The sequence below is a fragment of the Micromonospora peucetia genome (assembly GCF_900091625.1).
GTDB classification, from domain to species: Bacteria; Actinomycetota; Actinomycetes; order Mycobacteriales; family Micromonosporaceae; genus Micromonospora; species Micromonospora peucetia.
On the sequence record NZ_FMIC01000002.1, the window covers coordinates 5,379,876 to 5,393,537 of the forward strand.

Annotated in this window: 15 protein-coding genes; 4 read left to right on the forward strand and 11 right to left on the reverse strand. The window is 74.1% G+C overall.

All coding sequences use genetic code 11. From position 1 onward, the window contains the following. Position 1 precedes the first annotated feature (1 nt). The 4 genes from GA0070608_RS24245 to GA0070608_RS24260 are packed head-to-tail and all read left to right on the forward strand — an operon-like array spanning position 2 to position 3,389. Positions 2-640: a bifunctional 4-hydroxy-2-oxoglutarate aldolase/2-dehydro-3-deoxy-phosphogluconate aldolase gene (locus tag GA0070608_RS24245; RefSeq protein ID WP_245715918.1), complete on the forward strand. Its 639-nt coding sequence runs from the start codon at positions 2-4 to the stop codon at positions 638-640. Beyond that, complete coding sequence (locus GA0070608_RS24250) at positions 637-1,590, forward strand: sugar kinase (RefSeq protein WP_091630783.1); 954 nt, start codon at positions 637-639, stop codon at positions 1,588-1,590. Before GA0070608_RS24245 ends, GA0070608_RS24250 begins: the two co-directional genes overlap by 4 nt. 34 nt (positions 1,591-1,624) lie before the next feature. Next, positions 1,625-2,854: a D-mannonate dehydratase ManD gene (gene manD / locus GA0070608_RS24255; protein WP_091630784.1), complete on the forward strand. Its 1,230-nt coding sequence runs from the start codon at positions 1,625-1,627 to the stop codon at positions 2,852-2,854. Next, positions 2,844-3,389 (forward strand): gluconokinase, encoded by a 546-nt coding sequence (locus GA0070608_RS24260; protein WP_091630785.1) that lies wholly within the window; start codon positions 2,844-2,846, stop codon positions 3,387-3,389. The genes manD and GA0070608_RS24260 overlap by 11 nt, the downstream gene beginning before the upstream one ends. Positions 3,390-3,468: 79 nt before the next feature. Here GA0070608_RS24260 and GA0070608_RS24265 read toward each other — a convergent pair whose 3' ends face one another. The 11 genes from GA0070608_RS24265 to GA0070608_RS24315 form a co-directional block, all read right to left on the reverse strand. Next, positions 3,469-3,885: a YchJ family protein gene (locus tag GA0070608_RS24265; protein ID WP_091630786.1), complete on the reverse strand. Its 417-nt coding sequence runs from the start codon at positions 3,883-3,885 to the stop codon at positions 3,469-3,471. Between the two features lie 46 nt (positions 3,886-3,931). Further along, the gene (locus GA0070608_RS34025; protein WP_141719541.1) at positions 3,932-4,303 is read right to left on the reverse strand and encodes a hypothetical protein; all 372 of its coding nucleotides are present in this window, start codon (positions 4,301-4,303) and stop codon (positions 3,932-3,934) included. Positions 4,304-4,405: 102 nt separating this feature from the next. Then, complete coding sequence (locus tag GA0070608_RS24275) at positions 4,406-5,437, reverse strand: methyltransferase (protein WP_091630788.1); 1,032 nt, start codon at positions 5,435-5,437, stop codon at positions 4,406-4,408. Next, complete coding sequence (locus GA0070608_RS24280; RefSeq protein WP_091630789.1) at positions 5,434-6,612, reverse strand: aminotransferase class V-fold PLP-dependent enzyme; 1,179 nt, start codon at positions 6,610-6,612, stop codon at positions 5,434-5,436. Before GA0070608_RS24280 ends, GA0070608_RS24275 begins: the two co-directional genes overlap by 4 nt. Next, a complete protein-coding gene (locus tag GA0070608_RS24285; RefSeq protein ID WP_091630790.1) occupies positions 6,609-7,925 on the reverse strand; it encodes a tryptophan 2,3-dioxygenase family protein in 1,317 nt (438 codons plus the stop codon). Before GA0070608_RS24285 ends, GA0070608_RS24280 begins: the two co-directional genes overlap by 4 nt. Before the next feature lie 100 nt (positions 7,926-8,025). Next, the gene (locus GA0070608_RS24290) at positions 8,026-8,700 is read right to left on the reverse strand and encodes a tryptophan 2,3-dioxygenase family protein (RefSeq protein ID WP_091630791.1); all 675 of its coding nucleotides are present in this window, start codon (positions 8,698-8,700) and stop codon (positions 8,026-8,028) included. Positions 8,701-9,026: 326 nt separating this feature from the next. Continuing rightward, positions 9,027-10,037: an LLM class flavin-dependent oxidoreductase gene (locus GA0070608_RS24295; RefSeq protein WP_176733824.1), complete on the reverse strand. Its 1,011-nt coding sequence runs from the start codon at positions 10,035-10,037 to the stop codon at positions 9,027-9,029. Next, the gene (locus tag GA0070608_RS24300; protein ID WP_091630792.1) at positions 10,034-10,360 is read right to left on the reverse strand and encodes a TIGR04076 family protein; all 327 of its coding nucleotides are present in this window, start codon (positions 10,358-10,360) and stop codon (positions 10,034-10,036) included. The genes GA0070608_RS24295 and GA0070608_RS24300 overlap by 4 nt, the downstream gene beginning before the upstream one ends. Further along, positions 10,357-10,734 carry a nuclear transport factor 2 family protein gene (locus GA0070608_RS24305; RefSeq protein WP_091630793.1) on the reverse strand — a complete coding sequence of 126 codons (378 nt, stop codon included), beginning with the start codon at positions 10,732-10,734 and terminating at the stop codon, positions 10,357-10,359. The genes GA0070608_RS24300 and GA0070608_RS24305 overlap by 4 nt, the downstream gene beginning before the upstream one ends. A 42-nt stretch (positions 10,735-10,776) precedes the next feature. Further along, entirely contained in the window at positions 10,777-12,423 is a 1,647-nt protein-coding gene (locus GA0070608_RS24310; RefSeq protein ID WP_091630794.1) for a DUF885 domain-containing protein, read from the reverse strand. Then, positions 12,420-13,658, reverse strand: coding sequence for an amidohydrolase family protein (locus tag GA0070608_RS24315; RefSeq protein WP_091630795.1), 1,239 nt, complete (start codon positions 13,656-13,658; stop codon positions 12,420-12,422). The genes GA0070608_RS24310 and GA0070608_RS24315 overlap by 4 nt, the downstream gene beginning before the upstream one ends. Positions 13,659-13,662: the final 4 nt, after the last annotated feature.

Consider the following 13,662-nt stretch of genomic DNA (forward strand, 5'->3'; position numbering starts at 1 on the left):
GATGACCGTCAACCTCACCGTCGAACTGACCGACGCCCGCATCCTCGCCATCATCCGGGGCGCCGACACCGCCGCTGCCGTGGCCGCGGGCACCGCGCTGCTCCAGGAGGGCGTACGCGTCGTGGAGGTGGCCCTCACCACGCCGGACGCCACGCGGGTGATCGAGGCGCTGCGCGCGGCGGCCCCCGCCGGGTCGCTGGTCGGGGCCGGCACGGTGCTCACCACCGCCGACGTCGCCGACGTGGCCGCCGCAGGCGCGCAGTTCGTGGTGACGCCGGCCGTGGTCGAGTCGATCGCCGAGGCGGCGCGTCGCGGCCTCCCGGTCGCCGCCGGGGCGTTCACCCCGACCGAGGCGTACACCGCGATGCGGATGGGGGCGTCGGTGGTCAAGCTGTTCCCGGCGGCGGTCGGGGGACCGGCGTACCTCAGGGCGGTGCGCGATCCCTTCCCGGACATCCCGTTCGTCGCGGTCGGCGGCGTCGGCCTGGACGACGTGCCCGGCTACTTCCGGGCCGGCGCGATCGCGGTCGGCCTCGGCGGCCCCCTGGTCGGTGACGCCGCCTCCGGCGGCGACCTGGACGCCCTGCGGGCGCGGGCGCGCACCTACCTCGCCGCCGTGCGGGAGTCGGCCGGATCATGACCGCACCGGACCTGCTCACCGTCGGCGAGGCCCTGGTGTCGCTGCGCTCGGCCGGCCCGCTCGCCGCCGGGGGGCCGCTGACCATGCACCTGGCCGGCGCCGAGTCCAACGTGGCGGTCGGGGTGGCCCGGCTGGGCCACCGCGCCGCCTGGGCCGGCCGGGTGGGCGCCGACGAGTTCGGCGAGTACGTGCTGCGGCAGCTGCGCGCCGAGGGCGTCGCCGTCGACGGCGTGAGCCGGGACCCCGACCGGCCGACCGGCCTGATGTTCCTGGAGCGGCGCACCGCCGACCTGACCCGGGTGCAGTACCACCGGGCCGGCTCGGCCGGCTCCGCGCTCGACGTCGAGGACCTGCGGGCTCCGCTGACCGCCGGCGCGCGGATGCTGCACCTGACCGGGATCACCCCGGCGCTGTCCGACACCGCCCGCGCGGCCACCCGGTGGGCGGCCGAGGCCGCCGCCGGGGCGGGCATCCCGGTGTGCCTCGACGTCAACCACCGGGCCCGCCTCTGGTCCCGTGCCGCCGCCCGCGAGGCGCTCACCCCGCTGGCGGGGTACGCCTCGATCGTCATCGCCTCCACCGACGAGCTGGACCTGGTCGGCGACCCGGGGGCCGACGAGTCCACCGTCGTGGCCGAGCTGTTCCGGCGGGGCGTGGACACGGTCCTGGTCAAGCTGGGCGCCGACGGTGCCCGTGCGCACGCCCGCGACGGCGTCCGGCACACCGGGGCGCTGACCGTGACCGCCGTCGACACCGTCGGCGCCGGGGACGCGTTCACCGCGGGCTATCTGTCCGGCTGGTTCGACGGGCTCGACCTGGCCGGTCGGCTGCGCCGCGCGGCCACCCTCGGCGCCTTCGCGGTCTCCAGCCCCGGCGACTGGGAAGGGTTGCCGCGCCGCGCCGAACTGTCCCTTCTCGACGGCCACGAGGCCGGAAGCGTCATCCGTTAGCAGCCCGAGCACCCTGAAGGAAGAGAGGCACCCCGTGAAGATCGTCGCAGCTGACGTCATCGTTTCCAGCCCCGACCGCAACTTCGTCACCCTCAAGATCACCACCGACGACGGCATCACCGGCCTGGGCGACGGCACCCTCAACGGACGGGAACTCTCGGTCGCCTCGTACCTGCGCGACCACGTCGTACCGCTGCTGATCGGCCGGGACGCGCACCGCATCGAGGACGCCTGGCAGTTCCTCTACCGCTCGGCGTACTGGCGACGCGGGCCGGTCACCATGGCCGCCATCGCGGCGGTCGACGTGGCCCTGTGGGACATCAAGGCCAAGGCCGCCGGGATGCCGCTGTACCAGCTGCTGGGCGGGGCGTCGCGCACCGGCATCATGGCCTACGGCCACGCCTCCGGCCGGGACCTGCCGGAGCTGTTCGACTCGATCCGCCGGCACCTCGACCTCGGCTTCCGCTCCATCCGGGTGCAGACCTCGGTGCCGGGGATCAACGCCGTGTACGGCGTCGCCGCGCAGCCCAGCGCCGACGGCAAGCGGTACGACTACGAGCCGGCGCAGCGCACCCCGCTGCCCGCCGAGGAGGACTGGGACACCCGCTCCTACCTGCGGCACCTGCCCGGCGTGTTCGAGGCGGTCCGCGGCGAGTTCGGCCCGGAACTGCCGCTGCTGCACGACGGCCACCACCGGATGACCCCGATCCAGGCCGCCAAGCTCGGCAAGGCGCTGGAGCCGTACGACCTGTTCTGGCTGGAGGACTGCACCCCGGCCGAGAACCAGGAGGCGCTGCGGCTGGTCCGCCAGCACACCACCACCCCGCTGGCGATCGGCGAGATCTTCAACACGGTCTGGGACTACCAGACGCTCATCCGGGAGCAGTTGATCGACTACGTCCGCTCCGCCGTCACCCACACCGGCGGCATCACGGCCATGCGCAAGCTGCTCGACTTCGCCGCCCAGTACCAGATCAAGTCCGGCATCCACGGCCCGACCGACATCTCGCCGGTCGGCATGGCCGCCGCGCTGCACCTGGACCTGGCCATCCACAACTTCGGCATCCAGGAGTTCATGCAGCACGGGGCGCTCACCAACGAGGTGTTCCGGCAGTCGTTCACCTTCACCGACGGCTACCTGCACCCGGGGGAGCAGCCCGGGCTCGGAGTCGAGCTGGACGAGGAGGCCGCCGCGAAGTTCCCGTACGTGCCGGCCTACCTGCCGTTCAACCGGCTCCAGGACGGGACCGTCCATGACTGGTGAGGGCGCGTCCCCGACGCGGCACGTCGTCGTGATGGGGGTGTCCGGGGCCGGCAAGACCACCGTGGCCCTGGGGATCGCCACCCGCACCGGGCTGATCTTCGCGGAGGCGGACGAGTTCCACTCGCCGGCCAACGTCGCGAGCATGCGCGCCGGCGTGCCGCTGGACGACGGCGCGCGCCTGCCCTGGCTGCGCGACCTGGCCGGGTGGATGGCCGACCGCGCCGCCGACGGCGTGTCGACGGTGCTGGCCTGTTCGGCGCTGCGGCGGTCCTACCGTGACGTGCTGCGCGAGGGGCCGCCGAGCGTCGAGTTCGTCCACCTGGACGGCTCGGCCGAGGTGATCCGGGAGCGGATGGCCCGGCGCGCCGGGCACTACATGCCGGCGAGCCTGCTGGAGTCGCAGCTGGCCACCCTGGAGCAGCCCCATCCGGACGAGTCGGTGCTGGTGCTCGACGTGTCGCTGACGCCGGACGAGCTCGTCTCGGCGGCGATCGACCGGCTCGGCCTGTCGACCGGCGTCGCCGCGAACGGATGACCGGGTCCCGGTCGCGGTGCCCCGGCACCACGACCGGGCCCGCACGCCGGCCATGCTGGTCACGGCGCCGGCACCCCCGTCAGCCGGGCAGCCCGTCGAGGTAGACCCAGCGGCCGTCCTCGCGGACGAACCGGCTGCGCTCGGCCTGCGTTCCCGGGTGGCCGCCGGCCCGGTGGTGGGCCCGGAACTCGACGGCGCCGGTGGCGTCGAAAAGCCCACCCCGGTCGGTGTCGACGATCTCCAGTCCCGTCCAGCGCTGGCCGGGGTCGAGGTCGAGTTGGCGTGGCCGGGTCGAGGAGTGCCAACTGCGCAGCAGGTACCCGGTGTCGCCGACGGCGAAGGCGCTGTAGCGCGAGCGCATCAGCGCCTCGGCGGTCGCCGCGTCCGCCTCGCCACGGTGCAGCCGCCCGCAACATCCGGCGTACGGCTGGCCGGAGCCACAGGGGCAGGGCCCGTCCCGGTCGTCGGCCGCCCTCCGGCGGGATCGCTTCACCACCGGCCCATTCTGGCCGACGGCCTGAGGTGACCGGCGTCCGGGCGGGTCAGCGGGCGCTCGTCCGGGGCGTACGCCGGCTGCCGAACGACTCCATGGTCGTCGCCTTGCGGGCCGGGGTCTTCGAGGCCGCGCCGGCGCGGGTCGCGGCGGACTTCGCCACCTTCTTGGCGGGCGCCTTCTTCGCCGGCGCGGCCGTGGCCGGCGCCTTGCCGGCGCGGGCCGGCGCCGCCGTGGCCGAGGTGTCCTTCTTCCGGGCCACCCGGGCGGTCGTCGGAGTGGGCTTCCCACCCGGGGACCTGGCCGCGGTCGCCCCGGTGGCCCGCTTCGTGGCCGTCGCCACCTTCTTCGCCGCCGCCGTCCGCTTCATCGGGGCCTTGCGCGCCCCGGTGGCCTTCCTGGCCCGTCCTGCGTCCGCCATCGTCGCTCCTCGCCGAATCGGCCCTGGGCGCACGGTCTTCCCCCGGCCCCGGCGGTCAAACACCGGGGCCGACGCGACGCGGGATCGCCGGCCTCGCGCCGGTCAGGTCCCGGCCGCCGGTTTGTACGCGCGGATCAGCTCCCAGCCGCCGGGCAGCACCGCCACCCGGTCGAAGCCGACCTCCTTGAGTAGGCCGGTGTAGAACTCGACCTCGCGCAGCCGGCTCACGCAACTGTCGACCCCGATCAGGAAGTAGCTCCAGAAGAACTGCACGGCCAGCCGGTCCGGGGTGCGGAACTCCTCGCAGATCAGCAGCATCCCGCCCGGCTCCAGGGCCGCGTACGCCTTCTCGACCAGCCGTCGGGCGACCTCGTTCGGCCAGTCGTGCAGCACCCGGACGAACGCCAGCGCGTCGTAGCCCGACGGCAACGGCTCGGCCAGGAAGTCACCGCCGACGAAGCCCAGCCGGTCCGGGTGCCCTCCTCGGATCCGGGTGGCCGCCACCAGCGGTGCCACGGCAGGCAGGTTGTACACGTCGACCCGCAGCCCCGGGGCGTCGTCGAGGACGTGCGCGGCGAGCGTGCCGTCACCGCCGCCGACGTCCAGCAGGCGCCGCCGACCCGGCCACAGCCGGTCGGCGTTGCGGTGCACCGCCTCGATCACCGGGCCGAGCCCGACTGCCATGCTGCGCTCGAAGGCGGCGGTCTGCTCGTCGGTCCTCGGTGGCCAGGTGAAGTCGTCGTCGCCCATGCTGACCTCGCCGCGCAGGCTCTCGCCCAGCCGGCCGTGCAGCCGCCGCCAGGGGTAGCGGTCCCGGTCACGTTCGACGGCGTCCGGGCCGACCACCGCCGTGACGGCGTCCCGGAGCCCGGGCACGGCCCGGTACGTGGCCGCGGCGATGTCGTCACCCGGCTCGCTGCGCTCGACGAAGCCGAGGCTCTCCAGGCAGTCGAGGAACTTGTAGAGCCGCAGCGGCCGTACCTCGAACCGCCCGGCGAGCTCGCCGAGGCGGGCCGGCCCCGGCTCCAGCGCGTCGAGCAGACCCATGCCGAGCGCGGTCTCCAGCACGTCCATGGCCTTGGGCCCGTTGGCCAGCAGGCTCATCAGCGCCCGCGGTGACAGCGTGACGTTCACCGGCCCAGCTCCTCTTCCAGCGCGTCCATGAACGCGTCGATCTCCGCAAGGGTGTTGTAGACGTGCGGGCCGACCCGCAGGTAGCCCCGCCAGCTACAGACCATGTCCCGCGCGGCCAGCCGCCGCTTGACCGCCTCGCCGTCGGCGACGTCCAGGCACACCACGCCGCCGCGCCGGTGCGGCTCGACCGGGCTGACCACGTCGATGCCGGCTGCCGCCGCCCGGTCCAGGATCCGCCGGGTGCAGGCGAGCGAGTGCCGGCGGATCGCGGCGACGCCCACCCCGGCCAGCAGGTCCAGGCCGACCTGGGAGACCAGCGAGGTGAGCGGGAACGGTGTTCCGCCGGCGAACCGCCGCGCGCCGGGCGCCCAGCCGGTCGACGGCTGGAAGGTGAGCGCCCGGTCGCCGGCCTGCCAGCCGGTGGCCGCCGGTTCCAGCCGGGTCGCCAACTCCGGGCGGACGTACAGGAAGGCGGTGCCGACCCCGCACAGCCACTTGTGCGCGCCGCCGAGGACGACGTCGACGCCGAGCGCCGTCACGTCCAGCGGCACGACCCCCACGCTCTGGAAGGCGTCGACGACCACCAGGGCGCCGACGTCGTGGGCCCGCCGCACCAGCCGGGACAGGTCGATGGTGGCGCCGGAGGAGAAGCTGGCGTGCGGGACGCACACCAGCAGCGTCCGCTCGTCGATACGCGCCTCGAGGGCGTCCTCGTCGAAGCGGGGACCTCCCGACCTGACGACGTCGGGCCGGGCGCCGTAGCGGCGGAACGCGTTGAAGATGAACGGCACGGTCGGGTACTCCAGGTCGGTGGTGACGACCCGGTCGCGCGGCGCGCGGTAGTCGAAACAGGACGCCACCCGGGCGAGTAGCGTGCTCAGGTTCGCGTCGGTGACGACACTGCCCGGGGGTGCGCCGATGAGGGCGGCGACCGAGTCGGCGTACCGGTCGAGGCCGACGTGCCAGTCCTGCCAGACCTCGTCGCGCCAGCCACGCAGCGTCTCCCAGTAGCCGGTGAGCACGTGTTCCGCGTCTCTCGGCACCGCGCCGGTGGAGTTGTTGTTCAGGTAGACGCAGGTGCTCAGCAGCGGAAACTCGGCGCGCAGGGCGGCCTGCGCGGTGGCGTCGAGGCATTCGGCGGTGTCGGGGCCGTAGGCCGGGTGGGGCGGGCTCACGAGGGGGCGCCTCCGGTCGGGTCGGTGGTCCGCGATGAAATCGGATCGTGGGTTACGGAGGTGAAGACCGGGATGGACCGGACGGCGGCCAGGTAGGGCGTGCCCTCCGTGTAGCCGGTGCCGGGGCGGGGGCCGAGCATCCGGGTCGCCAGCCGGTGGTGGGTCCGCCGCCACTGGTGCACGGCTGTGGCGAACCCGCGCATCGCCTGTTCCACCAGGTCACCGTCCGGGCCGGTGAGCAGGCCGTCGCGTACCGCCGCCCGGAACGCCTCGTCGACCGACGGCTGACCGGCGCGCACCCGGTCGCGGACCTCCGGCACCTGGTGGTAGGCGGGCGACTCCAGCCGCGGCCCCTCGGGGGTGCGGCACAGCGACTCCACCAGCTTGTAGGAGCGGGACTGGATGGCGCTCGCCCCCTCGGTGTACTGGCGAAACGTCCGGAACGCCGCCGGCTGCATGGTGGCCAGCAGCGAGAACAGCGGCCCGGCGGCGGTGAGCTGCCCGCAGGCGTACGCCAGCCGGTCGGCGGCCTGTCGCGCCTGGCCGGCGGAGAGGGCGGCGATCGTGGCGCGCAGTTCGTCGGCGAGCCCCGCGAAGAGGCTCTCGTACGCCTGGAGCACCCGGATGAACAGGTACTCGTCGTGCGACACGTAGACCGGCAGCATGCTCAGCCGCAGGGCCAGCTCACCGGCGGGGTCGAGTCCGGCGGCGAGGTCCCGCAGTGTCGCCGGCGCCGCCGGTTCCCGGTCGTGGACCGCCCCGGCCAGGCCCAGCCGGGTGAGGGCGGGCGACGCGGCCCGCACGCCCAGCCGGCAGCGCTTGGCCACCACCTCCCGGCTCGGACGGTCCTGCGGCAGCAGGTCGGTGGCGTCGGCCCCGGCGGCCAGTTCGAACGCCAGCGCGTCGGCGACCAGGCGGACGAGCAGCTGGTCGCGGCCCCGGCGCGCGCTGTCGGCTCCGGCGACCGGCCCGTCGCCGTCGCCGTGCCCGTCGTCCTCCCGGCCCGGTCCGTCGTCCTCACCGCAGGGCAGTCGGAGCAGGCGCAGCGCCAGGTAGCTGCGGTAGTCGTACCGGCCGTCCCACTTGTCGAGCGCGACGTCGAGGAAGTCACGCAGCAGCCGGACCGCGGGCGCCGGCGGGCCGGCCGCCGGTACGGTCACCTGGGTCCGGATCTGGTCGAGCAGGGCGAGAAGTTCCTTTTCGACGAAGTGTTTACCGACCCGGTGAAACTCCGCCAGCACCTCGGAATAGGGAAAATTGTCGGCCTCGGCGGTGCCCGACAGCCAACTCGTCAGTTCACGCACGAACCGCACCTCGACATTTCGCCCAGGGTCGACCACGTGCGGCGAGAAGGATTGTGAATTCCGGGTGGGCGGAGATTGACGGGCCCGGTCGGCATGGGAGCGGTCACTTTCACCTGCGGGCCGACTTCGTGCCGGCCTGCCCCAGTTCGGGAAAGAAGCGGTGCCCGATGAGCTTGGCGAGCATCGTCGCCTCGGTGCCGTCGGCGGCGTGACCTCCGACGCGCAGGGCGACCTGGTAGTGCCGAGCCCGCCACAGCGACACCCGCTCGTCCCACTCCGTCATCGCTTCGGCGAGCAGGTGGACGGGCTCCGTCGGGTCAGCTCCGGGCAGCGCCGCCAGGGTGGTTCCGCGTGCGGCGAGGTGGTCGGTGAAGGCCCGGCCGAGCTGCCGGCTCGCGGCCTGCACCCGCCGCCAGCCGGGGGACTCGGCGCCGGAACCCTTGCCCAGCGCCGGCTGCATGGCCTGGAAGTCGGCCGGGGAGAGGTATCGGAACATCTCCAACTGGTCGGTGACCAGCCGTACCCCGAGCGTCGCCCGGGCCAGCAGCGGCGTGGCCGCCGCGAGCTTGCCGGCGTGGACCCGGGCGACCGCCTCGGTCAGCTCGGCCGCCGCGAGCTTCAGCCACAGCTCGGTGGACTGGTGTACCACCTGGAAGAGCAACTCGTCGCGGTGGATCATCTCCTCCGGGCTGCGTTGCAGGTCGAGCAGCGTGTCCGTACGCATGTAGCGCGCATAGTCCGTGGCACCGTCGCCAGGCAACACAGGTGAGTGGTCCCGCTTCACGGAATTGTCCCCTTCGGTCAGCGTCGCTGTATCGGGAACCGACGGTCCCGACAGCGCGTGCGGCGGCCATTATGCAACGACGAAAGGCAATGTGTCACGCCTTGGTTGCTGGCCGTGCCTGAATCCGAAAGGGGAGGTTTCCGCCGCTTTCTACGATGCGCAAAGATGGCGGGATAGCATATTGATCAACGCCGGTCAATAGCGGCGAATGGCTGACACGTCACACCGCCGACGGCGCTCGACCGTGGTCACGTCGCATCGGGACGGCGGGGAACGGCGAGGCCCGTGGCGGGAGCGGGGGGTGCAGGCCCACCCCCGCCACGGCGTCATCCCCGCAGCAGCGGCAGCACCCGGCGGCCGAGCAGGTCGACACCGCCGGTCGGGGTCAGACCGTGCGGGGTGCCGAACTCCACCCGGGTCGCCCCGGCGTCGAACACCGCCGCGGCCTGCGCCGCGACGTGTTCGGGGGTGCCGGAGAAGGCGAACAGGTCGAGCAGGTCCCCACCGATCAGCGCGCCGGCAAGGTCGTGTTCCTGGCGGGCGACATGCGCCTGGATCCGCGACAGCAGCTCCGGGTCGATGTCGACGTTCGGGTCGAGGGCGGCGACCACGGCGAGGTACATGGCCACCTCCGTACGGGCCACCCGACGGGCCAGGGCGCCGTCCTCGTCCACCACGGTCACGGCGCCGAGCACCACACCGACCGGGTCACCGGCCCGGCCGGCGGGCGTGGCGTCGTCCAGCCAGGCCCGCATCGTCTTGGCCATCGCCGGGTTGGCCGACCCGCCGACCTTGATCTCCGAGGCGAACGCGGCGGCCGTCCGGGCGGTCTGCTGACCCCAGGTGCCCACCAGGACGGGCACGTCGGCGCGGACCGGGGCGTAGCGCAGCGCGGTGCCGGGCGCCACGGTGAACTCCCGGCCCTGGAAACCCCGGTCGTCGCGGGACAGCAGCAGCCGGACCACGTCGACGGTCTCGGTGATCCGCCGCAGCGGCCGGGCCTGCGCCACCCCGACCTGGTCCAGCCAGGTGCCCCGGGCCAGCCCGAGGTAGGCCCGCCCGTTCGACGCCAGGTCCAGCGCCGCGACCTGCCCGGCGATCTCCACCGGATGCATGGTGAACGGGTTGAGGCAGGCCGACCCGAGCCGGATCCGCCGAGTGTGCCGCGCGGCCACCAACAGCGGGAAGAACGGCGGCTGGTACATCAGGTCACCGAAGACCGACAGCACGTCGAAACCGTGCCGCTCGGCGAGTTCGGCCAGCGCTGCGTACTCGTCGGCGCTCTTGTCGGACTGGAGTCCGATGCCGACCAGCCGGCGTCCGTCGTCGGTGCTCACGTCAGTTCTCCAGTCGGAATCTGTCGCCGGGCGGTCCGCTCGATGCGCAGGATGACCCGCTCGTCCGGATCCGGGCAGGCCACGTGGCAGTCCCGGGCCAGCCAGTCCTCCGGCGGCAACGGGCGCTGCTTGGCCGGCAACAACGGCAGGCACGCCGCGAGGGCGTAGAGGCAGAAGTGCCGGCCGGCGGGGATGGTGAGCCGGCTCGACTCGGTCAGGTCGATGTGGTCGCCCGGCTGGAGGCCGCAGACGGAGCGACCCTCGATCCGCTCCACCACGACCCGCAGGTCGTACAGGTCGGTGACCGGTTCCTCGGCGCTCATCGGAGGGCCTCCGCGTGGTGGTGCACGATCCGCCAGCCCCGCTCGTCGCGGCGCAGCACGTCCGTCACCCGGAAACAGTCGTCCGGCTGCCCGGCCGCGTACCGGGCCCGCAGGACGTAGCGGACCAGGCCGGTGTCGTTCCACGCCTCGGCCCGGAACTGCTCGGGGGCGACCGAGGTCGGGGGCGCGGTCGTTCCCCGGCCGGCCGCCCGGCGGTCCCGCAGGTCGTCCAGGGCGGCCAGCCCGTCCAGCAGGCCGGGCGCGTCGGACTCCCAGATCGTCAGTTCGGGGTGCAGCCGGGCGTCGAACGCCGCCCGGTCGCCCAACGACCGGTACATGTCGGTGATGGCGGCGGTGAGATCGTCAACGGTCATCGGGGGCTCGCTTCCGGTCGGGGCGGACGGGGGTGTCGCGGGTCAGGAGAGTTCGGCGAGGCGGGCGCGCAGCGGGTCGAGCCCCATCGGCCCGAGCCGCAGGGCCCGCTGGTGGAACCGCTTGCGGTCGAACCCGGCGCCCTCGCGCCGTTCGGCCTCCCGGCGGGCCTGCTGCCAGAGCCGAGCCCCGGCCTTGAAGGCCAACGCCTGCGCCGGCCAGCCCAGGTACCGGTCGACCTCGAACCGCGCGGTCGCCGGGTCCAGCCCGGCGACGCGGATCAGGAAGTCCACGGCCAGCTCGGGGGTCCACCGGCGCGCGTCGGTGAAGCCGGTCCCGGCCGGGATCGGCACGTCCAGGTGCAGGCCGAGGTCGATGACCACCCGGGCGGCGCGCCACATCTGCCCGTCGAGCATCCCGAGCCGCTCGGCGGGGCCGGCGTAGAGGCCGAGCTCGTCGGCGAGGCGTTCGGCGTAGTGCGCCCAGCCCTCGGCGTACCCGTGTACCTGGCACAGCGACCGCTGCCAGGGGTGCAGGTCGGCGGTGGTGAGGGTGATCGCGTGCTGGAGGTGGTGCCCGGGCAGGCCCTCGTGGCAGAGCGTCCCGACGTGCCGCCACACCGGCACCGTCGCCTCGCCGGGGGGCGTCGACCACCAGATCCCGCCCGGGCGGGTCAACCTCGCGTCGGGCGGGGTGTAGTACATGACCCCGGAGGCGGCGGGGCTGATCCGGCACACCACCCGGCGGGTGGCGGCCGGGATGTCGAAGTGCGGGCCGTCCAGGGTGTCGGTGAGCTGCTCGGTGCGCTCCCGCAGCCACCGCTCCAGGTCGGGCCCGACCGGCATTCGTCCGGCGGGGTCGGCGTCCAGTGCGGCCCGTGCGCCCGCCACGTCCGGGTACCCGAGCTCGGCGGCGACCACGCGCTGCTCGGCGGCGGTGCGGGCCAGTTCCTCCCAGCCGTACGCGTACAGCTCGTCCAGGTCGACCGTCGCGCCGAGGAAGCTGCGCGCGGTGACGGCGTACAGGTCGCGGCCGACGCCGTCGACCTCGGTGGCCCGGGGCGCCAGCTCGGTACGCAGGAACGCGGCGAAGTCCGCCGTCGCGGCGGCGGCCGACCGGGCCCCGGCGGCCAGCTCGCCGGCCAGCGGCCCGTCCGGGCACCCGGCCACCAGCCGGCCGTAGAAGTCGTCGGAGGTGACCCAGGCGGTGCACTGGTCGGCGGCCGCCAGCACCTGCCGGCGGGCGACGAGGTGCCCCCGCCCGGCCGAGTGGCGCAGCGTCTCGGCGTACTGGCCGAGGGCCGTGGGCACCCGGCGCAGGTGCGCGGCGACGACCGCCCAGTCCTGCGCGGTGTCGCGGGGCAGGTTGTCGAAGACCTGCCGGACCAGGTGCACCGGCGTCGCCAGCGGGGCCAGCAGCCGGGTGGTGAAGCCCGCGTCGTAGAGGTCGACCTCGCTGGCCAGCCGGTCGATCAGCGCGCCGGCCAGCGCCCGCTGCGCCGTGCCGTCGGCGCTGGCGCCGGCCGCCGCCGCAGCGGTGCCACGGGCCAGCTCCGCCCGGGCGGCGAAGCCGTCGGGGGAGAGGTCCGCGAAGCGCGAGTCGGGCGTACGACCAGCCGCCTCGGCCGCCTCCGGGTCCAGTCCGGCGAGCGCGTCGAGGTACCGGTCGGCGACCTCGGTGATCGTCGTCATCGGGCGACGCCGAGGCGGCCGTGGTCGTCGCGGTAGGAGACGCCACCCTTGAGCACCGTGTGCAGGGTGCGCAGCGCGGACACCGAGCGGGTGGGATCGTCGCGCAGCACGAGCAGGTCGGCCTGCTTGCCCACCTCGACGCTGCCGAGGGTGTCGGCCTGGCCCAGCCACTGCGCCGGGCGGATGGTGGCGGACTTCAGCGCGTCGGCGACGGGCATCCCGGCCTCCACCATGAACTCCAGCTCGCGCACGGTCGCGGTCGTCTCGTCGTAGCCGGCGTGCGGCGGCATGTCGCTGCCCAGCGCGATCGGCACCCCGTTGCGGATGGCGTGCTGGAGGCTCTCCCAGTGCCGGGGCCCGGCGGCCAGGGCGCGGTCCATCAGCCAGCCTGGCACGCCGGAGTCGCGGAAGAACTGCTCGCAGCGGCTGACCACGATGGTCGGGACATACCAGACGTCCCGTTCGGCCATCAGCCGGGTCACCTCGTCGGTCAGCTCGTAGCCGTGCTCGACGCAGTCCAGCCCGAGTTCCACGGCCCGGCGCACCGAATCGGCCGGGCCGGCGTGCGCGGTGACTTTACGACCCCAGTCGTGCGCCACCCGGATCACCGCCGCCAACTCGTCGTCGAGCAGCTGCGGGGTGTCGATCGACTCGAACTCGCCGGCGATGCCACCGGAGATGCACACCTTGATCAGGTCGGCGCCGGCCCGGATCTGCTGCCGGGTGAGCCGGCGGAAGCCGTCCGCCCCGTCGGCCTCCAGCGCGTCGGCCTCCCAGCCGTGCCCGCCGGTGCAGCAGAGCGCGTGCCCGGCGGTGAAGATCCGCGGGCCGTCCACCGCGCCGCGCTCGATCCCCTTGCGCAGGGCGAAGTCGGCGTACCGGCTCTCGCCGACGAGCCGGGCGGTGGTCACTCCGGCGTGCAGGGTCCGGCGGGCCGAGTCGGCCATCAGCAGCACCAGCTCGGCGAGGTTCGACCGGTGCACCTCGTCGCCGAAGTGGCCGGGCAGGCCGAGCGACAGGTGGACGTGCATGTTGGTCAGGCCGGGCATGACGTGGTCGCCGTGCAGGTCGACCACCCTGGCGTCACCCGCCTCGGCGAGGACGTCGTCGACCGGCCCGACCGCGCGGATCGTGCCGTCGGCGCCGATCCAGATGCCACTGTCGCGCTGGACGTCGTCCCGGACGCCGTCGTAGAGCGCGAGGTTGACCAGGACCTGTTCGGTGGGGATGTGCATGCGG

Bases quoted from the DNA above. Each gene is read 5' to 3' on its own strand.
- GA0070608_RS24245 (WP_245715918.1), top strand. From the start codon at position 2: ATGACCGTCAACCTCACCGTCGAACTGACCGACGCCCGCATCCTCGCC.
- GA0070608_RS24250 (WP_091630783.1), top strand. From the start codon at position 637: ATGACCGCACCGGACCTGCTCACCGTCGGCGAGGCCCTGGTGTCGCTG.
- GA0070608_RS24260 (WP_091630785.1), top strand. From the start codon at position 2,844: ATGACTGGTGAGGGCGCGTCCCCGACGCGGCACGTCGTCGTGATGGGG.
- GA0070608_RS34025 (WP_141719541.1), bottom strand. From the start codon at position 4,303: ATGGCGGACGCAGGACGGGCCAGGAAGGCCACCGGGGCGCGCAAGGCC.
- GA0070608_RS24300 (WP_091630792.1), bottom strand. From the start codon at position 10,360: ATGAGCGCCGAGGAACCGGTCACCGACCTGTACGACCTGCGGGTCGTG.
- GA0070608_RS24305 (WP_091630793.1), bottom strand. From the start codon at position 10,734: ATGACCGTTGACGATCTCACCGCCGCCATCACCGACATGTACCGGTCG.
- GA0070608_RS24310 (WP_091630794.1), bottom strand. From the start codon at position 12,423: ATGACGACGATCACCGAGGTCGCCGACCGGTACCTCGACGCGCTCGCC.
- GA0070608_RS24315 (WP_091630795.1), bottom strand. From the start codon at position 13,658: ATGCACATCCCCACCGAACAGGTCCTGGTCAACCTCGCGCTCTACGAC.